An 18,864-nucleotide genomic window follows, 5' to 3' on the forward strand; every position below is an offset into this window, starting at 1 on the left:
AAACAAAAGCTCAGCGCGCGGCCTGGGCAACCTGCCAAAGCCGGGCAATATCGGTGGTTCTGGCCTGCAGTTCAGCGGCAGCATCTGTACAGGCCTGCTCTAAGCTCATCGGCCCCGATGTGAGGCTAAATGCCGCATCAATACCGCCCGCATAAGTACGCTGGTAGCCCTCGCCCAGACTCCCAGCCAAGACCACAACCGGCACACCGGCCGCCTTGGCCAAACGGGCAACCCCAATGGGCGTTTTGCCGTGAAGGGTCTGTGCATCCAGCTTGCCCTCACCGGTAATCACCAGATCGGCATCTTGCAACGCTGCCCTCAAGCCGGAGAGTTCGGCGACCAGGTCCACACCCGGACGAAATCCAGCCTTGAGGAAAGCTTTGGCTGCAAACCCCAAGCCTCCAGCGGCTCCCACACCGGGAATCTCGCTGAAGTCTTCACCCAGCGTTGAAGTGACCACTCGCGACATACGCTGCAAGGCAGCGTCGAGAGCCTGCACCTGCTCAGGCGTAGCACCTTTTTGCGGACCAAAGACAGCGGAAGCACCGCGGGGCCCCACCAACGGGTTATCGACGTCCGCAGCTATATCGAACTGAACATTGAGCACTCGCGAATCCAGGTTAGACAAATCAACCTGTGCCAGGTTGATCAACGCCGCACCGCCCGGCGCTAACTCGCGATCATCTTTATCGAGAAAACGCACACCCAGCGCCTGCATCAGACCGGCACCACAATCATTAGTCGCACTGCCGCCCAAACCCAGAATAATGCGCCCGGCACCAGCATCCAGCGCAGCCCGTATAAGCTCACCGGTTCCAAAGCTGCTGGTAATGGTGGCGTCACGCTGCTCACGGGGCACCCAATGCAAGCCACTGGCGGCCGCCATTTCGATCACTGCGGTGTTGTCACTCAACAATCCCCAGTGCGCGGTGACTGCATCGCCCAAAGGCCCCTGCACCTGCAGCTCCCGGCGCTCACCACCGGCGGCGGCAAGCACGGCATCGACAGTCCCTTCGCCACCGTCGGCCATGGGTTTGAGGGACATCTCCGCTTCTGGATACACGGCTGCCCAGCCCAGCGCTATCGCTTGTGCAACTTCAGCAGCCGTCAGGCTTTCTTTAAAGGAGTCTGGTGCAATCACGACTTTCATAAACAGCTCTCAGACAGAGGAATCTGGCAAGCCAGCACCTGCACATGGGAAGGTGCAGGTGCCGCAAGCAGCGGTCAGTTACAGCAGCACCAGGCTCAGCAGCCAAACGGTAATCATGCCAACGACGCCCTGTATCAGGGTCGCCATGGTCTGGGCGCGATAAGCAGTCGAAACCTTCATGCGGCTGAACTGACTCACCACCCAGAAGAAGCTGTCATTGGCATGGGAAACAGTCATCGCGCCCGCGCCGATTGCCATCACCGTCAATACCCGGCCCATTTCACTGTCCAGGCCCAGGCTGCTCAACAGCGGTGCAACCATCGCCGAGGTGGTGACCAAGGCAACAGTCGAAGAGCCTTGTGCCGTTTTCAGCGCCGCCGAAACCAGGAACGGCATAAACAATCCAACGCCTAATGCAGACAGGCTGGTGCCCAGATAACTGCCCAACTCAGTAACTTTGAGCATAGCGCCGAATGCACCGCCAGCGCCGGTGATCAACAAAATGGGTGCCGCGGCTACCAGCCCTTCGGCAACCTGATCATGGAACTGCTTGCGCTTGTTTTCCCCCTTGAGCAGGGTACAGGCCAAGGCCAGGCCCACCAGCAATGCGGCCACAGGTTGACCCAGGAAACTCAACACATTGAAGAGTGCGCCCTCGCCCAACGGCTTGCTTGGAAACGCGGCAATCGAACCCAGACAGATCAATGCAATAGGCAGAAAGATCGGCGCGAACGCCTGCATCGCCGAAGGCAACTTGCCGTAGCGGGCTTTCAGTGCATCAAAGTCGACATCCTCAGCCAACAGCTCACTTGGCGCGTCGTCCAGCAGCTCAGCGTCATCTTCTTTGATGAAGCGGTTTGCCCAGAGCATTCCGGCCAATGCCGTCACCATCGCCACGAAAAGGCCAACCGCAATCACCAGACCCAGCGACGACTCCAGCCCCAGATTACCGGCAGCTGCAATAGGGCCCGGTGTTGGCGGCACAAAGGTGTGGGTGGCATAGAGACCAGTGGCCAAGGCCACGCTCATCGCAACCACCGAAATTTTCATCCGCGCAGCCAAGGCATTCTTCAATGAGTTGAGAATGACGTAGCCAGAGTCGCAGAACACCGGAATTGAAACCAGGTAACCAATGATCGACATGGTCAGCGTCGGGAAACGCTCGCCAAGCAGTTTGATAACCGACTCGGCCATGGTGATAGCAGCACCACTGCGCTCAAGGATTACCCCGATAATGGTGCCAAGAACAATAACGATGCCGATGTAACCAAGAATCCCACCAAAACCCGTGGTAATGGTTTTGATGATATCGCCCGCTGGTACTTGATAGGCAAAGCCTGCAATCAATGCAGCCGCCAGCAATGCGAGAAATGGGTGAAGCTTTAAGCGTGTGGTGGACAGAACAATAAATGCAATCAACGCGATGAGTATCAAGACCAAGACCATGTCACTCTCCAGTTTGTTTTTATAGGAATGGCCGGCGCTTGCCGGTTAGCCGATTATTGTCGCCCAGCCGCATAGGCAGATGCCCTGTGCCTGCGCACTACAAACATCAAGCAAACCCACACCCTTACTGTGCACGCGCACAGCAGGTGAATTCGATATCTGCCTGCCTATTCGGGACCGAGTAACTCAAGCCCCAGTGTCAACTGTAGTCGTTGATCGGGGCGCGTCAGCTCAACGCCGCTTAATTCAGCAATTCGCTCAAGCCGATAACGCAAGGTGTTGCGGTGGATACCCAGTGCATCGGCGCAGACCTGCGCTTGGCCCGCGTGTTCACACCAGGCCCGCAAGGTTTCAAGCAACACACCATTGCTGTCTTGGTTAAGCATCTGTTTTAGCGGCGCCAACCACCCCTGCAACAGCCAACTGTGACGCTGGGCGAAGAGTAAAGTGGGTAAACGGTGCTGCTCCAGACGCAACAACCGCTCGTGCGGGTTACGTGCGCGGGCGTACTGCTGCAGGTCGCGCAACGCCAGACTGGCCTGGCGCAAGTCATCCAGCGAGTGTGCGGCATCGCTGACCAGTAACCGGCACACCCCCCAATCACGCTCATCTGCTGAGCTCAGCCAAGCGCTATCAGTGCGGCCGGCGCTGAGCGGGCGGCAGTAAAACAGCTCACGGGCGCTGGACAAGGTACAGAGGTGTTCACTTTTACTGTTCAGCGCACTCAGTACACGCGCCTGCCTTGGCGCCGACTGGCTGTCGTCGGCCAACTCCAGCAGGCAGGCTTGCATCGGCCAATTCAGGCGCAAATCCAGACGCTCTGCCTCTGCCTCAAGGCTGGACAATGATTGGCCCGGGTCGAGCAGCAGGCGTAACCATGCCTCCAACTGATGGCGTTGCCAGTTGTGCTCAGCCTGCAACTGGCGCTGCTCAACCAGCATCTCAGCAGCCATGCGCACCAACTCGGCATAAGGCCGTACCAACTCGGGAGAGCCGGTAATTCCCAGAACACCGATTAGCTGCTGAGCATGCATCAGCGGTAAGTTGACCCCCGGCCGAACGCCGCGCAGACAGGCGGCGGCTTGCACGTCGATCTCCACCACCCGCCGGTTGGCCAAGACCAACTGCGCCCCTTCATGGCGTGTGTGTAACCGCGCAGGATCACCACTGCCGATGATCATGCCCTGGGCATCCATGACATTGATGTTGTGCGGCAGAATTGCCATTGCGCGATCAACAATATGCTGCGCTAGCGCCGAGTCGAGTATCAATCTATTTGCCCTGTTCAAGCTGGCCAGTCAAAACGGCGAAAACCACTTGCCACGCGCAGTCAGGGTGCCAGCCGCTCACGCTGCCAGTGGCCATCGACCAGACGATAGTTCAGGCGATCATGCAAACGGCTGGCCCGGCCCTGCCAAAACTCTATACGTTCAGGCAACAAACGATAGCCGCCCCAATGTGGCGGGCATTCGGGTGCCTGATCAGAAAATCGTTGCTGGGCGTGCGCCAACAGCCCTTCAAGCTCAGCACGGTCGGCAATCACCCGGCTTTGCGGCGAGGCCCAGGCACCCAGACGGCTGCCCATGGGACGCACCTGAAAATAAGCATCGGATTCCGCAGGCGTGACCCGTTCAACGCGCCCTTCAATACGCACTTGACGCTCAAGTGCCGGCCAGAAAAAAGTCATCGCGGCAAAAGGCCGAGCGGCTAATTGCTCGCCTTTAGCGCTGTCGTAATTACTGAAGAAGGTAAAGCCGCTGGCATCCAGGCCCTTGAGCAACAAGACCCGGCAATGCGGACGACCACTTGCATCAACCGTTGCCAACGTCATGGCGTTGGGTTCCACTGGCAACTGCTCGGTCTTGAGTGCTTGCTCGAACCATTGTTCGAAGAGCGCAAAAGGCGCCTGTGGCGCCTGCGCCTCGCTTAAACCATCACGGGTGTAATCACGGCGCATATCGGCCAGAGACTGGGTCATTAGCTAAGCCCTCCTGAAGGATAGTGCTTAGCTTACCCGAGCGCCGCGCTGCTGGCTTAATCTGCAACAACCGGCGCTGCCCCGCTGCGATGCAACGGGATCAAGGATCGCTTATTTAGACTCAGTCTTGGCCACGACAGGTAACGGCTGCTCGTAGGTGGCCAGCAGTGCGGTCAGAGTCTTCTGCGAAGTGAGGATCATTTCAACACGACGGTTCAACTCACGACCCGCCGCGCTGTCGTTAGCGGCACGCGGTGCATCCGGGCCCATGCCCTTAACCAGCAGACGGTCACGCTTCAGGCCGCTGAGTTGAAAGATGGCAACGAAGGCGCGGGCGCGCTTTTGGCTCAACTCACGGTTCAGGTCAAGCGAGCCGGTGGTATCGGTGTGGCCCAGAATCAAAATGCCCATGTCTTTGTCTTTTTCCAGCAACTTGGCCACTTTGCTAATGGGAGACAAGGTGATCGGCATCAACATGCTTGGACGATCAGGGTTGAAGTTCGCTTTCACCGGAGCGGTGACGACCAGTACGTTGTCACGGCGCTCAACTTCAAAGTTGCTGCCCTTGACCGCTTCACGGACACGAGGCTCGTACTCATCCAACCAGGCTTTGGTCACTGCAGGGCTAGGTAATGCAGGCGTTTCTGCTTTAGCGGGGCCTGGGCTCAAGAAGCTGAGTTGCTCCGGCAACTTGAAGTTAGAACAGCCAGAGACCAGCACAGCCAAACCGATTGCTAAGAACTTATGTGAGCGCATTTATTATCCACACCTAATAGAACAGTCAAAATAAGACTTAGGAATACGCTGAAAAACTACTGCGCTGGACAATAACCGTTTTTAAAGCACTTAAACAGATCGCGCACACCGAATAGTTCCGGTGACTTGCCTTTTAAGTCTGGCATTGCCTTGGCTCGCTAACTTTTCAGCGTTCCCCTAATGCTTTGAATTGCGGCACAGTTTAGCTGAGCTTTCTACAAATATTCAGCCAACTTCACTGCAAGTTTTTGGGCTCGGGGGTCCATTAAGACGAATGGCCCTAGATTATTCACCACAAAGCCGAACGCAACATCGCGCTCTGGGTCAGCGAAACCAATGGATCCGCCAGCGCCAGGATGCCCAAATGCCCCACGCCCCATACCGTACGTCGCATTGGCAACATCTGGCTGATCTAACATGCAACCTAGACCAAAACGGGTTTGTGTCAGCAGGGTTTTATCTTCACCCACGCTATGTTCGCGGGTTAACTCGCTCAGCAACTCGGCTTCGAGCAGGCGACCGTCGAGCAAACCATTGTAGAAACCGGCAAGGCTACGGGCGTTGCCATGACCATTTGCGGCGGGCTGTTGCATGCGGCGCCACTCAGGCTTATTGGTGCTGGTCATGATCGAGGGCGGGTTGGTGAAGGAGCGAGTCGGCATTGCAGTGGCATCGGTCATCATAACCTTGAGCAGACGCTGCGCCGCTGCGTCGCCCATATTACCTTTGCCACGCGAGACATTGGCGACGCGGTGAAACGCCTCATCTGCCAGGCCCACATGAAAATCCAGGCCCAATGGCTGGCAAATTCGCGCAGCGATTGACTCGCCGGGGCCACGCCCTTCTACACGACGCACAACTTCACCGACCAACCAACCGTAAGTAATTGGCGCATAGCCGTGACCTTCGCCGAGCGCCCACCAGGGTTGCTCAGCGGCCAGCGCGGTGGTCATCGCATCCCAGTCATAGAGTGCCTCAGCCGGCAACATGGCGTGAAGCGCGGGCAAACCCGCCTGGTGGCACAGCAGATGACGCACCGTGATTGCATCCTTACCGGCCGCACCAAATTCAGGCCAGTAGCGCGCCACGGGGGCATCCAGATCAAGCTTGCCCTCGCCCACTAACTGCATCACTGTCACGGCAGCAAAGGTTTTGGTACACGAAAACAGATTGACGATTGTGTCGCTGCTCCATGCTTCCAAGCCTTCTTTATCCGCCGTACCCGCCCAGATATCGATGACGGTCTCACCCGCTACTTGAACGCAAAGCGCAGCACCACGTTCCTGGGGATTATCAAACAGCTCGGCGAAGGCATCCTTGACGCCTTCAAACTTGAGGTCGAAATACCCCTGAATCTGCATGCTCTATCCTTATCGCGGTAATGTCACGGTTTCGATTCTGGCGCTGCTTGCGGCTCAGCTTCGGGTTTGGGTTGCGGCGTTGCCGGCGACTTCACCGCGGGTTTTGCATCAGATTCTGCGCCAGCTTTCTGGGTGTCGGGGCCATTTTCAAGTGTTTCAAGCAAACGGCTATCCACCTTGAGATTGGTCTTGCGTACGGCCTCAACAAAGCCTGCGAAGGGTCGATCGGTAATACCCAAAAGCCCCAGGTGGCCGTTTTCGCCGTCGAGTAAACGACCGGTCACCGGCTGATCCAGATACTGAAACCAGTGCGCGCCGACAATTGACGGCTCTGCCAAGGCTCGCTCAATAAAGTGCGCATAGGCTGGGCCACGGTCTTTCTCGGAATAGACCTCGGTTACCCCTCCCCAGAACGGCCCACGATCACGGGAGCCAAAGTGAAACTCGGTGATCATCACCGGCTTGTCCAAGGCCCGCAGTGCAGCAAAATCGTAACCATGCTGCGGTTCCAGGGTGTAGAAATTGAAACTCAGTACATCGCAATACTTCGCACAGGAAGCAACCGCTTCTGGTGTGCTAATCGCAAAGCGACCGCCCAACAACAGCTGATTCGGTGCGTGCCATTGCAACGCATCATCAATGGTCTTGAAATATGTATCAGCAAACTTGCGTTGAAAAGCTTGATAATCCTGCTCGATTGCCGGGTATTTCTCATTCGGCAGCGGCGCTTCAAACCCCGGGTCTTCCATCAACTCCCAAGCGGGCAGGTCAATGCCCCAGGCTTTCGACAGGCCCTGCTGATTACGGTATTTGTCACGCAGCATTTTAAGAAATGCTCGCTTGGCAGGTACATCCGTAGTCGAGCGCAGCGTGCCAAAAGCTAGCGCATAACGCCCATGGGGGCCCGGATCAGGATGTGCCCAGGCCAATTCGTTATCGGCGAAATAGCCGATCAGCCAAGGGTCGTTCCGATGATCCCGCGCAGCGATTGCGACGGCACGCTCAGTGGCCATGGCAAAGCGCGGGTCAAAGGGATCAGGCATACCGCCCCACCAATCAAGCCCGGTGCTGATGGTCTGGTAATCGCCACTGATCGACAGCGGCAAGGTATAAGGCACGCGATGGGCTGCGCCCAAGGTATCTGAGCTCCAATTACCGATGGTGTTAAAGCCCCACGCCTGCAAGCGCGTCAATGCCAGTTCAGTCCAGCGCTTGGCATCGAATGTGGCGTTGCTGCAATCAACTGCAGGGGCAGCGGTGGCCGAGTCATCAACCCCCTTGCCCGCCGCAGGCGTTGTGCCGGTGTCCACGGCTGGCGGCGAAGCAGTTGCAACACTGGCAGTTCCAGTCGCGGGCGCGGCCGGCTGCATGCAGGCATCATCGGCATAGGTGCGTTGCAAGTTGGCCTTGTAGAAATCGAACCACTTGCCCTTGTCGAAACCACGGCCTTTCCCCGAACCATTGTCGCTGTGGTTGTTGCCCTTGCCGTAATGCGCAGCCAGAGGTCCTGCCGCATCAGGCAGGTCCGTGAACATTGACTCGCGGCCTTCGACATAGGTTTGGCTTTGGCCAGCATCCACCGCATTGACCCCAAGGGAGAAAAACGGATTACCCTCCGGGGTGACCATGATCCAGCGCTTGCCGACTTTTTGCGTGCGGAAAAACCCCGTGGCCTCAAGGGTTGGCCCACCGAGCACACCGCCGTACTGATCCAGCTTGGGACGTTCAGTCAGCCACTTGGCCAATTGCGCCTGCTCTTGCTTGGCCGCACTTTTCAGTTCTTCGTTGCTGTTAACTTTTTCTGGCCATTTACCGCGCGTGAACTGGCCGAACTGATCAACGATTGAGTCATAGGCCGCCGCCTCAATTGGGGCGCCTTTGTTGACCCCAAAACGTCCCAGCAATATGCTTTGAGGTACATCTGGATTGGTCAGTGACAGGGTCACACGGCTGACGTTCTGCGTGTCTAGTTCGCCCTCGACCTGAGTCGCGAGCAACACCGGCTTACCGTCATATTTCCAGGGCATCGGCGGTGCAGCACGCATGCCGTGAGCATTGGCCGAGGTGGCTTTGAGCGGCACAATCAAGGTTTGCCCCGGCCCAGCAGGCAAAGCAACGCGGGTGTTCAAAACCTTGCCGTCAGTGCTTTCAATTCGTACGTTCAGGGTGAGTGCCCAACCCATGGCGTTTTGCAGATACAGGGTCACCTGCGAATCATCAGACCAATCCCATGCGCCAGTATTGGGCGTCAGTTCAAGACGAGGTTGCTGCGCACTGTTGAACACAAACCGGCGCAGGATCTCGCCCCCGGGCGTTTCTTCAGCGGTAAGCTGAGGAAAGCTCGCGTCCTTGGTGGTGACTTTGACCACATCAGTCGGGCTGATAAAATTAAGCAATGTTTGCTGCCCCTCAAGCGCCGCATAGGCTTTTGAGCAGGTGAATAAGGCAACAGCTAATAGCAATTGACGGTGCTTCATTTACAGCCTCTCTAAAACGTCCCACCAATGGACAACTTGATGAGCGAATATTCACCCGAGTTTTTTTGACTTAACTTATTTCGCGCCGAAACGGCGGCAACGCATTAAGAATTGCTTTGCCGTAGCGCTGCGTGACGACCCGGCGATCGAGCAAGGTGATAATCCCCCGGTCCTCTTCTGTACGAAGCAGCCGCCCACAGGCCTGAACCAACCTTAGTGAAGCATCAGGCACGGCAATTTCCATAAATGGATTACCGCCGCGCGCCTCAATCCACTCAGCCAGAGCAGCTTCTACAGGATCGTCAGGCACTGCAAAAGGAATTTTTGCGATGACCACGTGCTCGCAATAAGCGCCGGGCAAGTCGACACCCTCGGCAAAACTCGCCAAACCAAATAAAACACTCTCTTCACCGCTATCAACACGGGCTTTGTGCTTGTTTAAGGTTTCCTGCTTGGACAAATTACCTTGAATGAAAACTCGCTTGCGCCAGTCGCGCTCAAGCCCATCGAATACCGCCTGCATTTGCTTGCGCGACGAAAACAGCACCAGCGTGCCTTTCGAGCCTTCTACCAGCCGTGGCAACTCTCGAATGATCGCCTCAGTGTGCGCCGTTGCATCGCGAGGATCAGCCTTTAAATCAGGAACCTTGAGCACGCCAGCATCGGCATGATGAAACGGACTCGGCACCACCGCGGTGACAGCGACCTTGGGTAGACCCGCACGCATCCGATAACGGTCGAAAGTACCCAGAGCGGTCAGCGTCGCCGAGGTAACCAGCGCGCCATATGCCACATTCCACAGGTTACGTCGCAACATCTCGGCCGCCAGGATCGGGCTGGCATTGACTTCAATATCAAACATCGCGCCGCTTTCGGCCAACGTCAGCCAACGCGCCATCGGCGGGTTGTCTTCCGGGTCTTCAGCGGTAAACGCCAACCACAGTTCCCAGTTGCCCTGCGCACGCGCCAGCAGGCTGCCAAACAAAGGGTACCACTCTTCAGCCTGATGGCTGGCGATACCGATAGTGGCCTCACCATCCATGGCTTCTTTAAGGTGCTCGGTGACGCCAGTAAACAGATCGGTGAGTTTCGAAAACCCTTTTTTCAGCTCGACACCCAGCTCAGTCAGGTGCTCGGGCACCACGCCGCCAACGAAGCGGTGACGCGGGCGTTCACGGCCCTCCATGTCTTCGCCCGGCTTGAAATCAGCCACCTGCTCACAGGCATTGAACATAAACTGCTGCTGAGTCTTGATCTCTCGCGCCAACTCGGGGACCTGCTCGATCAAACGGCCTAGGTCGCCCGGCAAAGGATTTTGCGCGAGTAACTTGGTCAGATTCTTGGCCACCTGCTCCAGCCAGTCTGCGGTCGAACGCAGGCGCGTGAAGTGGGCAAAGTGACCAATGGCTTTGTCGGGCAGGTGGTGACCTTCGTCAAACACATACAGGGTTTCGCGAGGATCCGGCAGGACCGCGCCGCCGCCCAAGGCCAAATCAGCCAGTACCATGTCATGGTTGGTGACGATGACATCCACCTTGCCCATGCCCTCGCGGGCCTTATAAAAGGCGCACTGCTGAAAGTTGGGGCAGTGGCGACTGGTGCACTGACTGTGATCGGTGGTCAGGCGCGCCCAGTCGGCATCTTCAAGCTCTTGCGGCCAGCTGTCACGGTCACCGTCCCATTTGTTCCCGGCGAGCTTCTCAATCATCGAGGTGAACAGCTTCTGGCTCTGTTCGTCGACATCAATCTTGAAGCCTTCTTCCTCGAACAGTTGGGCAGTGGCTGTCTGTGCATGGCCCTCTTGCAGCAACATATCCAGTTTGGACAAACACAGATAACGGCCACGACCCTTGGCCAGCGCAAAGCTGAAATTCAAGCCGCTGTTACGCATCAGATCAGGCAAGTCCTTGTAGACAATCTGCTCTTGCAGCGCGACCGTTGCCGTGGCGATGACCAAACGCTTACCCGCCGCCTTGGCAGTCGGGATCGCAGCCATGCAATAGGCCACGGTTTTACCTGTACCTGTGCCTGCTTCGACCGCGACCACTGCGGCATCACTGCTGCGTTTTCCTTCGCCATCGGTCTTGATCACGCCAAGGACCTTGGCGATTTCGGCGATCATCAGGCGCTGGCCATAACGTGGCTTGAGGCTTTTGGCTTCAAGAAATCGGGTATAGGCGCCCTGAATTTGAGTCTTAAGTTCGTTACTAAGCATGGGAATATGGGCGCAAAAGGCTGGGGAACCTCTGAAAAACTACTGCGCTGGAGGTTACTGCGTTGAAAAATTGCTCAAAATGCTCATTTAGAACACCTAAACTGTGCTTTTTCGCATCTTTTCGCCTTGTTCTCTCGGCGCTCGCTACCTTTTTCAAAGGATCCCTGGATAAATTTTCAGTGTTTGCAAACGGCCGCTATCATAACGCGCTAAGCCATTCTGCGCAGAACCCTGTGCATGCCAATCAGCTTATTCTCGACCGATACCTATAAAAGCCGGAGCTTATATGACGCTTTACGCCCTGCCCTACGCCTTACATGTACTGGCTGCCCTGATTTGGGTAGGCGGCATGTTCTTCGCCTGGATGATCTTACGCCCAGCGGCCGTCAAAACACTCGAGGCCCCAGCTCGCTTGCAACTCTGGGCCGATGTCTTTCAGCGTTTCTTCCGCTGGGTCTGGTTGGCGGTGTTGATCTTACCCATCAGTGGCATGGGCATGCTGCACATACGCTTCGCAGGTTTTGAGGCCGCGCCGAAATACGTGCATGTGATGATGGGACTTTATATCGTCATGCTCGCGCTGTTCTTGCGTATTCAAGCCTTGCAACTGCCCGAACTGCGTCGCGCCATCGAGCAGCAACAATGGCCCGTCGGTGGCACGGTGCTCGGCAAGATCCGGCGCCTGGTCGGTATCAACTTGATTATCGGCTTGGCAGTCGTGGCCCTGGCTGCGCTACGCCCAAGCTTTTAGGGCCTGGAACAGGCCACCGCCGCACTAGTCCGCCTGGCCCCTAAATCAACAAAACCGGAAAAATTTCCGGTTTTGTTTGGGCGCTGTGGCGGACTGACGAGTTAGAACGTGATGATATCCGCTGAGCCCGGTGCACCCATGGCACCGGTTTGACCGGCCTGCCCCGGACGCCCATTGCGCGCGCCGGCTGTATCATAGATCCAGCAGCCTTTGCTCGCGCCGCCAGTTCCGCCGACACCGGCAGCTCCGGCCATACCGCCTTCACCGCCTTCGGTGCGAACAGTCAAGCGCTCAGTCGGGAATGCCTGCGGCACTTCCAGACGCAAATGACCACCTGATGCACCTGCGTGACCATCACCGCCATCGTAGCCATCAAGCCCTTTACTGGACTGCCCCCACAGGCAGCCGCCCGCTTTGCCATTAGCCCCCATCAAGCCGACATAGCCAGGGGTGCCTTTACCGCCACGCACATCAATCAGCAGGGATTCAGTGGTCACGTTTTCAAGGCGAACGACCAATGTGCGCCCTGCAACCGCTGGGTGCTCAAAGGTCCCTGGCGCTCCGCGCGCCGTAACCTGCGCACCACTGGCAATTTCACCGGTCGCCACTTCGAGGCGAAAAGAACGCTCGCTTGGGGCGATGGCAATTCGCGCGTCTGGGCCGAGATGAATCGAGGCCACGCGAATTTCAGTCAATCCGGCAGGCACCAGCAAAGTACCGTGATCGGCCACCTCCAGACGCTCAATCAACAACACGCTGGTGTTGCCAGGAAGGCGCATCATGCTATTGGGTTCAACTTTGATCAGCCCCTGGGCCACCAACATCGGGCTGAACAAGGCTGCAAAGGCTGCAGTGATAAGCACATTACGCATGTTGGGACTCCGCCATTGGCTCAAATTGCATGTGCAGCTGCAGATGGCTATCACCTTCTGGTTCGCCGTTATTGGCTGCTTGTGGTTGCGTTTGTTCAACGGTGTCAGCAACCGAGATCTCCGGCACGACAGTCACGCTGACATCGCGCGCCAGGCTATAGGCATGGAACACGCCCAACACCAACACTTTAATCCGGCTCAGCCTCGGCGTTGACGATTGTTGCAGCGCCGATTTGAAATACCACAGCTCAACGATGTGCGCCGCCAGGACCACAGCCCCAGCGAGATTCAATAACATCGAAAAAGGTTGCGCATAGGGTTGCACAAGGTTGCCAACAACCACGCCCCAAAACACCAGTGTAAGCAGCGCGCCCACACCCAAAATCAGTTTCATCACCGCCCCCAGCAGTTTTTGTTTTGCCGCACATTAACGGCTTTCTCACGGCGATGAAATGCTCGGCGCAAATAAACTCGGCCACAGCACAAGGTTACTCACCGGTCACGGTGGCAAAGCGTGGACTGACTCAACAAATATGTCGATAAGAACGCTGAGACGATTGTCCGCAGCGATGCACAGATTTAAGCGTCACCGAACCAGACCGGCACGCCATGTGACGAGTCATGCGAGAAGCGGGTCAAGCCTGCCCCCGGCAGGCCGTAAAGACCTGACGGGGGAAACTTGAATGCGGCAGATTAAGGCTGAGCTTCTACTGCAGCTTCTACGCGACGGTTAACCGCACGGCCTTCAGCGGTTGCGTTGTCAGCGACCGGACGGCTTTCACCGTAACCAACCGAGTTGACACGACCACTTTCAACACCGTATTGATCAACCAGAACGTTACGTACCGAATTAGCACGACGCTCAGACAGCGATTGGTTATAGGCATCTGTACCCACGGAGTCAGTATGACCTTCAACCACTGTGGTGGTTTGCGGGAACTGCTTCATGAAATCAGCCAGGTTCTGGATGTCGCTGTAGCTGCTTTCCTTGACGTTGTCCTTGTCGAAATCGAACTTAACGTCCAACTCAACACGAACAGCCTCAGCTACTGGTTCAGGTTCTTCAACAACTACGACTTCTTCTACCACTGGCTCAGGTGAAGCACCATGAACCCAGCAGTACGCTGCTGCCAAACCAGCACCAACTGCTGCACCACCGCCAGCCCAGGCAGAGCTTTCAATTGCGCCCAAACCAGCACCGCCGATGCCGCCGACTACTGCACAAGTAGGCCAATCACTTTTCTGAATGCCAGCACAGCCAGTCAGGAAGGTGGATGCCAAAACCAAGGGTACCGCTTTGCTAGTGATGCTCATATATACGTCTCCGGTTAATAATCGGCTCCAAACCGATACTTATGGATTAAAGACGGCACTTCTAAATTCCGCCAGAGTTGATTTGCAACGATGTGAAGAACAAACAGTTATAGGCCATCTTTGTCATGCAGGTTAGTCTTTGTCTACCCGTATGAGGAATATTGATGAGTGAATGCATTTCTTCGCGCACGCCACTGCAAGCAGTAGCGGCGCTTCTAGAGCGTTATGCGCCGAAGCGACTCCTGCTGGTTGGCGCCAATGAGTTACCGGCATTAGCTGCTTTCAACCAGGCACACCCAGACTGCCAGGTCTCCCATGCAAAAGCCGGCCCACTTCCCGATGACCTGGCCGCGCAGCGCTATGACTTGGCGCTGGTTGTCGATTGCCTGGAACACTTACCGAAAAGTGCTGGCCTGCAGTTGCTCGGCGGCATTCGCAATCTCAATACCAGCCGCATTGTAGTGTTGGTCGACCTCGCCGCCAGCCACTGGCAAGAAACCGACATGTTCTCCCTGGCCCTGCAAGCCAGTGAACGCTTCGTACGGGGGGAGCAAAAGCTCAGCCTGTTTACTTATGATCTACTTGAATACAAGCAAGTCCCTGACTGGCTCAATGCAAAATTCTGGGCAAATCCGGAAAACTTCGGCAAATACTGGTGGTAACAGACGCCATGACGACTTCATCAAGCGACTCAAGCTGCCCCTGCGGCAGCGCCAACCTGCTGAGTGAATGCTGCGGCCGCTATCACGCAGGCACCCCGGCACCGAGCGCCGAAACCCTAATGCGATCCCGCTACAGCGCATACGCCATGGGGCTTATTGATTACCTGCTGGACACAACCCTGCCCGCTCAGCGCCAACAACTGAACCGCGAGGCCATAAGTGCATGGAGCTTGCAAAGCACCTGGCTGGGCCTGGAGGTAGAAAGCGCCGAAGTACTGGGCGGCAAACCTGAGCATGCCTTTGTCACCTTTACGGCGCGCTGGCATGACGAAAGTGGTGAACACAGTCATCGCGAGCGCTCTGCTTTCGTGCAAAACAATGGCCACTGGTACTTTATTGACCCAACAGTGCCAATGAAAATTGGCCGCAACGATGCGTGCCCCTGCTTAAGCGGGCAAAAATTCAAGAAGTGTTGCGCCGTTTTTTTCTAGTGGATTGCGCGTCTGAATATCCGGCACAGCTCGCCGCGCATCGATCAGTCCTGCAACTTGATATGCGAGACATCTGGTGCAGGGCCCGCAGGCGCGGCTTTGGCTTGCCCCATATCGCTGCCAGCAGGTGCCAGAGTGAACTGCGAAAGGTCAACCTGCGGCGCTTGCGGCTCAGGTTTGCGGTCTTGCAAGTCGTCACCTAAGGGGGCGATCTCATAGTCGGGGGCCTCGACATCACTGAATGCTGCCATGTATTCATCACGGGGTAGCACTCGACTTGATGAGTAGGTCTTTTCAGGCGAACCGATCGCAGGCTCAGCCGCTTCTGGAGCAGGACCCAGCTCTATCTCCTCGATTTCTTCAGGCATTGCGATAATTTCAACCACTGCACCTGCACGCTCCAATGTGGTCCGGTACTTTTCCGCACTGGCCTCATCAAGGTTATTTTTGATGACCAGACGGCGCCCCGAGAACATCAGCGCAATACGTTGAGGGTCCGCCTGGAATAAGCGCCCTAGATTGGCCTGAACCAAGGTCATATCAGCGCCAAGCACCAGTTGCCCTGAGAAAACGACTTCATAACGGCTCATATCACATCCCTAATCTGCGCTTGCCGTTATCGATCAGCAAGCGATCAGCTGTTTATATGGTTATCGAGGCGAGTTTGCCCTGGTTACTGCGCCTGGTCTGCCAAGGGTTTAGCAGCCGGTGCTATCCCTTTACTGGCCCATGACTTTATCCTAGTTGCTTAAGCTATGGATAAGTAGCCCCAAGGCCTGCCCCCATACGAAATTGAACAACAGGACGCCGGGACTGTGCTCTGCATCGCGCAATTAAGCTATACAACCATCGCGCTCTGAAATCCTTACCCGGCAGCGACTGCGTGCTGTAATTACCGACCACCCAATTTATTCAAGGACACGGATATGCCCCACCAAGGCAGTGCATTGCAGGTAATTGTTGTATTCCTGCTTGCAGCGGTACTGGTCGTACCGCTGGCTAAACGCTTACAACTGGGCGCAGTGCTTGGCTACCTCGTCGCAGGGGTACTGATTGGTCCGGCAATGATGGGCTGGATCACCAACCCGGAAAGCGTGAGCCACATTTCAGAACTTGGCGTCGTCCTGCTGCTGTTTATTATTGGCCTTGAGCTGTCGCCGCGCCGACTCTGGGTGATGCGCAAAGCAGTATTCGGTGCGGGCATGGCCCAAGTAGTGCTGACCGGGGTCGTCATCGGCACCGTGGCGTGGCAGGTATTTGCCCAACCGCTGAAAACCTCGGTGGTACTCGGCCTGGGCCTGGCGCTGTCATCCACCGCGTTTGGCCTGCAGATACTGGCCGAGCGCAAAGACCTGACGTCCCCCCACGGCCGACTGGCATTCGCGATTTTGCTGTTCCAAGATATCGCCGCAATCCCTTTGATCGCCATGGTGCCGCTGCTCAGCGGAGTCAACTCCACCAGCGGCAACGACTTCACCCAACTACTTAAAATCGTCGGCAGCATTGGCTTGGTGATTGTCGGCGGTCGCTATCTGCTGCGACCTATTTTTCGCGCCGTAGCCAAAGCCAATCTAAAGGAAGTATCGACGGCAACAGCGCTGCTGGTGGTTATTGGCACGGCGTGGCTGATGGAGCTCGCCGGTATATCAATGGCGCTCGGCGCCTTCCTCGCTGGCTTGTTGCTGGCTGACTCAGAATACCGGCACGAGCTCGAATCGCAGATAGAGCCATTCAAAGGCCTGTTGCTTGGCTTGTTCTTTATCAGCGTTGGCATGTCAGCCGATATCAGCTTGCTGGTCACCCAGCCACTGACGGTTATCGGCCTGACGCTACTGCTGATCGCACTGAAAATGCCGGTACTGCTGCTGGTCGGCAAAGTGATTGGCGGGCTCAATAAACAGAGCGCATTGCGCCTGGCCATTGTATTGGCAGCTGGCGGCGAGTTCGCCTTTGTCGTCTTCAAAATGGCGCGTGAACAAGGCTTGTTTGGGCCCGGCCTATACGACCTGCTTATTCTGACCATCACTCTGTCGATGGCGCTGACACCGCTGATGATCATCCTTGCGGTGCGCATGCTCAGAGAGAAACCCGTCGAAAAAATCGTCCCGGATGAATACAAAAACATGGACATCGACATCGATGCGCCACGTGTTGTGATTGCCGGCTTTGGCCGTATGGGCCAGATCGTCGCACGCATCCTGCGCGCGCAGCACATTACCTTTATTGGCCTGGACACCTCGGTTGAAACCATCGAGTTATCGCGCAGCCTGGGTGGGAACATGCCTATTTTCTACGGCGACCCACTGCGGCCGGAAATTTTGCGGGCGGCACAAATCGAACAGGCCGAATACTTTATTGCCGCCATGGACGACCCAGACAGCAATTTCAAAGCCGTCGAGTTGGTACACCGGCTTTTTCCCAAGGTCAAAATCATTGCCCGAGCACGCAGTCGAAGCCAGGTGTACCGCCTGCTGGATGCAGGGGCTAAACCGGTTCGGGAAACCTTCCACTCCAGCCTCGAAATGAGCCGCCTGACCCTGCTCGGACTGGGAATTGAAGGCGATCTGGCAGACAGCCTGATCAGTCGCTTCCAACACCACGACGAGCAAGTACTTGAGGCTCAATACCGGGTGCAAGGTAACCGCGAAGCCGTGATGCAAACGGCGCGTGAAGCCAGAATAGAGCTGGAAACGCTGTTTAATGCCGACAGCTTTAATGAACCGAGCAAATAGTTGAACGCCCCTGCGGCGCCTGAGGGTAATTGCCTTAGCTCATTAAGCGGTAACATAGCCGTCTTAATTTTGACTCAGAATGCCGCAGGTTTTTAACCTTATGCAGCTTGCACCCAAGCGGTTGCTTGTTACACTGGGCGTCCTACGGAGTACAAAATGGCTTATCAGGCACCTATTATAAGAACGTTCAGCCTATTTTTAATTTTTGGCCTTATCAGCACTTTGAACGGTTGTTCTACATGGCTGACTGGCGACTTTAAAGACCCCGATATACGTCTGGTCAAGGTTGAGGTGGTCAAAGCAAAATTGCTTGAACAGCAATTCAGGCTTCGTTTTCACATCAAAAACCCCAACGACGTCAGCTTGCCGGTGCGTGGCATCGATTACGTGGTGTTCCTCAATGATATGAAACTCGCCGAAGGCGAGTCAGATGTCTGGTTTACCGTACCGGCCAATGGCGAGCACGATTTTGAGATTCCAGTGCGCACCAATCTATGGCGGCATGTGCGCCAGATCGTAAAAATGCTTGAACATCCCGACGAAACCATCCGCTATCGCCTCGAAGGTGAAGTTAAAACTGGAATGTTATTCGGTCGCAGCGTGCACATGATGCGAAATGGCGAGATAATCCCCGGAGATTTCATCCCGGAGTAGTTTCG

Annotated in this window: 16 protein-coding genes and 1 pseudogene; 5 read left to right on the plus strand and 12 right to left on the minus strand. The window is 56.2% G+C overall.

Annotation, left to right across the window (positions count from 1 at the left end; all coding sequences use genetic code 11):
- Positions 1 to 10: 10 nt before the first annotated feature.
- From AACY09_RS03770 to dinG, 8 genes are all read right to left on the minus strand, one after another.
- Positions 11 to 1,150: a glycerate kinase gene (locus AACY09_RS03770; protein WP_339486143.1), complete on the minus strand. Its 1,140-nt coding sequence runs from the start codon at positions 1,148 to 1,150 to the stop codon at positions 11 to 13.
- Positions 1,151 to 1,228: 78 nt separating this feature from the next.
- Positions 1,229 to 2,596 (minus strand): GntP family permease, encoded by a 1,368-nt coding sequence (locus AACY09_RS03775; protein WP_339486144.1) that lies wholly within the window; start codon positions 2,594 to 2,596, stop codon positions 1,229 to 1,231.
- Positions 2,597 to 2,763: 167 nt separating this feature from the next.
- On the minus strand, positions 2,764 to 3,885 hold the full coding sequence (locus AACY09_RS03780) for a CdaR family transcriptional regulator (protein WP_445323766.1): 1,122 nt from the start codon (positions 3,883 to 3,885) through the stop codon (positions 2,764 to 2,766).
- A gap of 41 nt (positions 3,886 to 3,926) precedes the next feature.
- Complete coding sequence (gene pdxH / locus AACY09_RS03785) at positions 3,927 to 4,574, minus strand: pyridoxamine 5'-phosphate oxidase (protein ID WP_339486145.1); 648 nt, start codon at positions 4,572 to 4,574, stop codon at positions 3,927 to 3,929.
- A gap of 111 nt (positions 4,575 to 4,685) precedes the next feature.
- Positions 4,686 to 5,330, minus strand: coding sequence for an OmpA family protein (locus AACY09_RS03790; RefSeq protein ID WP_339486146.1), 645 nt, complete (start codon positions 5,328 to 5,330; stop codon positions 4,686 to 4,688).
- Between the two features lie 215 nt (positions 5,331 to 5,545).
- A complete protein-coding gene (locus AACY09_RS03795; RefSeq protein WP_339486147.1) occupies positions 5,546 to 6,691 on the minus strand; it encodes a serine hydrolase domain-containing protein in 1,146 nt (381 codons plus the stop codon).
- A gap of 23 nt (positions 6,692 to 6,714) precedes the next feature.
- On the minus strand, positions 6,715 to 9,168 hold the full coding sequence (locus tag AACY09_RS03800) for a beta-galactosidase (protein WP_339486148.1): 2,454 nt from the start codon (positions 9,166 to 9,168) through the stop codon (positions 6,715 to 6,717).
- A gap of 70 nt (positions 9,169 to 9,238) precedes the next feature.
- Positions 9,239 to 11,383, minus strand: a complete 2,145-nt coding sequence (dinG, locus tag AACY09_RS03805) for an ATP-dependent DNA helicase DinG (protein WP_339486149.1) — start codon at positions 11,381 to 11,383, stop codon at positions 9,239 to 9,241.
- A 286-nt stretch (positions 11,384 to 11,669) separates the two neighbouring features.
- Between dinG and AACY09_RS03810 the strand changes: the two genes are divergently transcribed.
- Positions 11,670 to 12,134: a CopD family protein gene (locus AACY09_RS03810; protein WP_339486150.1), complete on the plus strand. Its 465-nt coding sequence runs from the start codon at positions 11,670 to 11,672 to the stop codon at positions 12,132 to 12,134.
- Between the two features lie 101 nt (positions 12,135 to 12,235).
- Here the strand turns inward: AACY09_RS03810 and AACY09_RS03815 are convergent, their stop codons facing one another.
- From AACY09_RS03815 to AACY09_RS03825, 3 genes and pseudogenes are all read right to left on the minus strand, one after another.
- On the minus strand, positions 12,236 to 13,006 hold the full coding sequence (locus AACY09_RS03815; RefSeq protein WP_339486151.1) for a collagen-like protein: 771 nt from the start codon (positions 13,004 to 13,006) through the stop codon (positions 12,236 to 12,238).
- Positions 12,999 to 13,400: a DUF1145 domain-containing protein gene (locus tag AACY09_RS03820; RefSeq protein WP_339486152.1), complete on the minus strand. Its 402-nt coding sequence runs from the start codon at positions 13,398 to 13,400 to the stop codon at positions 12,999 to 13,001. The genes AACY09_RS03815 and AACY09_RS03820 overlap by 8 nt, the downstream gene beginning before the upstream one ends.
- 299 nt (positions 13,401 to 13,699) lie before the next feature.
- Positions 13,700 to 14,056 (minus strand): annotated as a pseudogene (locus AACY09_RS03825) (OmpA family protein); the annotation flags it as partial.
- Positions 14,057 to 14,484: 428 nt separating this feature from the next.
- Between AACY09_RS03825 and AACY09_RS03830 the strand changes: the two are divergent.
- Positions 14,485 to 14,982 carry a DUF6231 family protein gene (locus AACY09_RS03830; protein WP_339486153.1) on the plus strand — a complete coding sequence of 166 codons (498 nt, stop codon included), beginning with the start codon at positions 14,485 to 14,487 and terminating at the stop codon, positions 14,980 to 14,982.
- Positions 14,983 to 14,990: 8 nt separating this feature from the next.
- A complete protein-coding gene (locus tag AACY09_RS03835; RefSeq protein WP_339486154.1) occupies positions 14,991 to 15,473 on the plus strand; it encodes a YchJ family protein in 483 nt (160 codons plus the stop codon).
- 44 nt (positions 15,474 to 15,517) lie between these two features.
- On the opposite strand, the gene AACY09_RS03840 is transcribed toward AACY09_RS03835, so the two are convergent.
- Entirely contained in the window at positions 15,518 to 16,063 is a 546-nt protein-coding gene (locus AACY09_RS03840) for a hypothetical protein (protein ID WP_339486156.1), read from the minus strand.
- A gap of 336 nt (positions 16,064 to 16,399) precedes the next feature.
- On the opposite strand from AACY09_RS03840, the gene AACY09_RS03845 reads away from it, so the two are divergent.
- Together AACY09_RS03845 and AACY09_RS03850 are read left to right on the plus strand one after the other, a co-directional pair.
- A complete protein-coding gene (locus AACY09_RS03845; RefSeq protein ID WP_339486157.1) occupies positions 16,400 to 18,205 on the plus strand; it encodes a monovalent cation:proton antiporter-2 (CPA2) family protein in 1,806 nt (601 codons plus the stop codon).
- 156 nt (positions 18,206 to 18,361) lie between these two features.
- On the plus strand, positions 18,362 to 18,859 hold the full coding sequence (locus tag AACY09_RS03850; RefSeq protein ID WP_339486158.1) for an LEA type 2 family protein: 498 nt from the start codon (positions 18,362 to 18,364) through the stop codon (positions 18,857 to 18,859).
- Positions 18,860 to 18,864 lie beyond the last annotated feature (5 nt).

The sequence above is a fragment of the Pseudomonas sp. EL_65y_Pfl2_R95 genome (assembly GCF_963971045.1).
In the GTDB taxonomy this organism is placed as follows: Bacteria; Pseudomonadota; Gammaproteobacteria; order Pseudomonadales; family Pseudomonadaceae; genus Aquipseudomonas.

Excerpts from the sequence above, each read along its gene's own strand:
- AACY09_RS03770 (WP_339486143.1), bottom strand. The coding sequence starts at position 1,150 with ATGAAAGTCGTGATTGCACCAGACTCCTTTAAAGAAAGCCTGACGGCT.
- AACY09_RS03775 (WP_339486144.1), bottom strand. The coding sequence starts at position 2,596 with ATGGTCTTGGTCTTGATACTCATCGCGTTGATTGCATTTATTGTTCTG.
- pdxH (WP_339486145.1), bottom strand. The coding sequence starts at position 4,574 with ATGACCCAGTCTCTGGCCGATATGCGCCGTGATTACACCCGTGATGGT.
- AACY09_RS03790 (WP_339486146.1), bottom strand. The coding sequence starts at position 5,330 with ATGCGCTCACATAAGTTCTTAGCAATCGGTTTGGCTGTGCTGGTCTCT.
- AACY09_RS03795 (WP_339486147.1), bottom strand. The coding sequence starts at position 6,691 with ATGCAGATTCAGGGGTATTTCGACCTCAAGTTTGAAGGCGTCAAGGAT.
- AACY09_RS03800 (WP_339486148.1), bottom strand. The coding sequence starts at position 9,168 with ATGAAGCACCGTCAATTGCTATTAGCTGTTGCCTTATTCACCTGCTCA.
- dinG (WP_339486149.1), bottom strand. The coding sequence starts at position 11,383 with ATGCTTAGTAACGAACTTAAGACTCAAATTCAGGGCGCCTATACCCGA.
- AACY09_RS03810 (WP_339486150.1), top strand. The coding sequence starts at position 11,670 with ATGACGCTTTACGCCCTGCCCTACGCCTTACATGTACTGGCTGCCCTG.
- AACY09_RS03815 (WP_339486151.1), bottom strand. The coding sequence starts at position 13,006 with ATGCGTAATGTGCTTATCACTGCAGCCTTTGCAGCCTTGTTCAGCCCG.
- AACY09_RS03820 (WP_339486152.1), bottom strand. The coding sequence starts at position 13,400 with ATGAAACTGATTTTGGGTGTGGGCGCGCTGCTTACACTGGTGTTTTGG.
- AACY09_RS03830 (WP_339486153.1), top strand. The coding sequence starts at position 14,485 with ATGAGTGAATGCATTTCTTCGCGCACGCCACTGCAAGCAGTAGCGGCG.
- AACY09_RS03835 (WP_339486154.1), top strand. The coding sequence starts at position 14,991 with ATGACGACTTCATCAAGCGACTCAAGCTGCCCCTGCGGCAGCGCCAAC.
- AACY09_RS03840 (WP_339486156.1), bottom strand. The coding sequence starts at position 16,063 with ATGAGCCGTTATGAAGTCGTTTTCTCAGGGCAACTGGTGCTTGGCGCT.
- AACY09_RS03845 (WP_339486157.1), top strand. The coding sequence starts at position 16,400 with ATGCCCCACCAAGGCAGTGCATTGCAGGTAATTGTTGTATTCCTGCTT.
- AACY09_RS03850 (WP_339486158.1), top strand. The coding sequence starts at position 18,362 with ATGGCTTATCAGGCACCTATTATAAGAACGTTCAGCCTATTTTTAATT.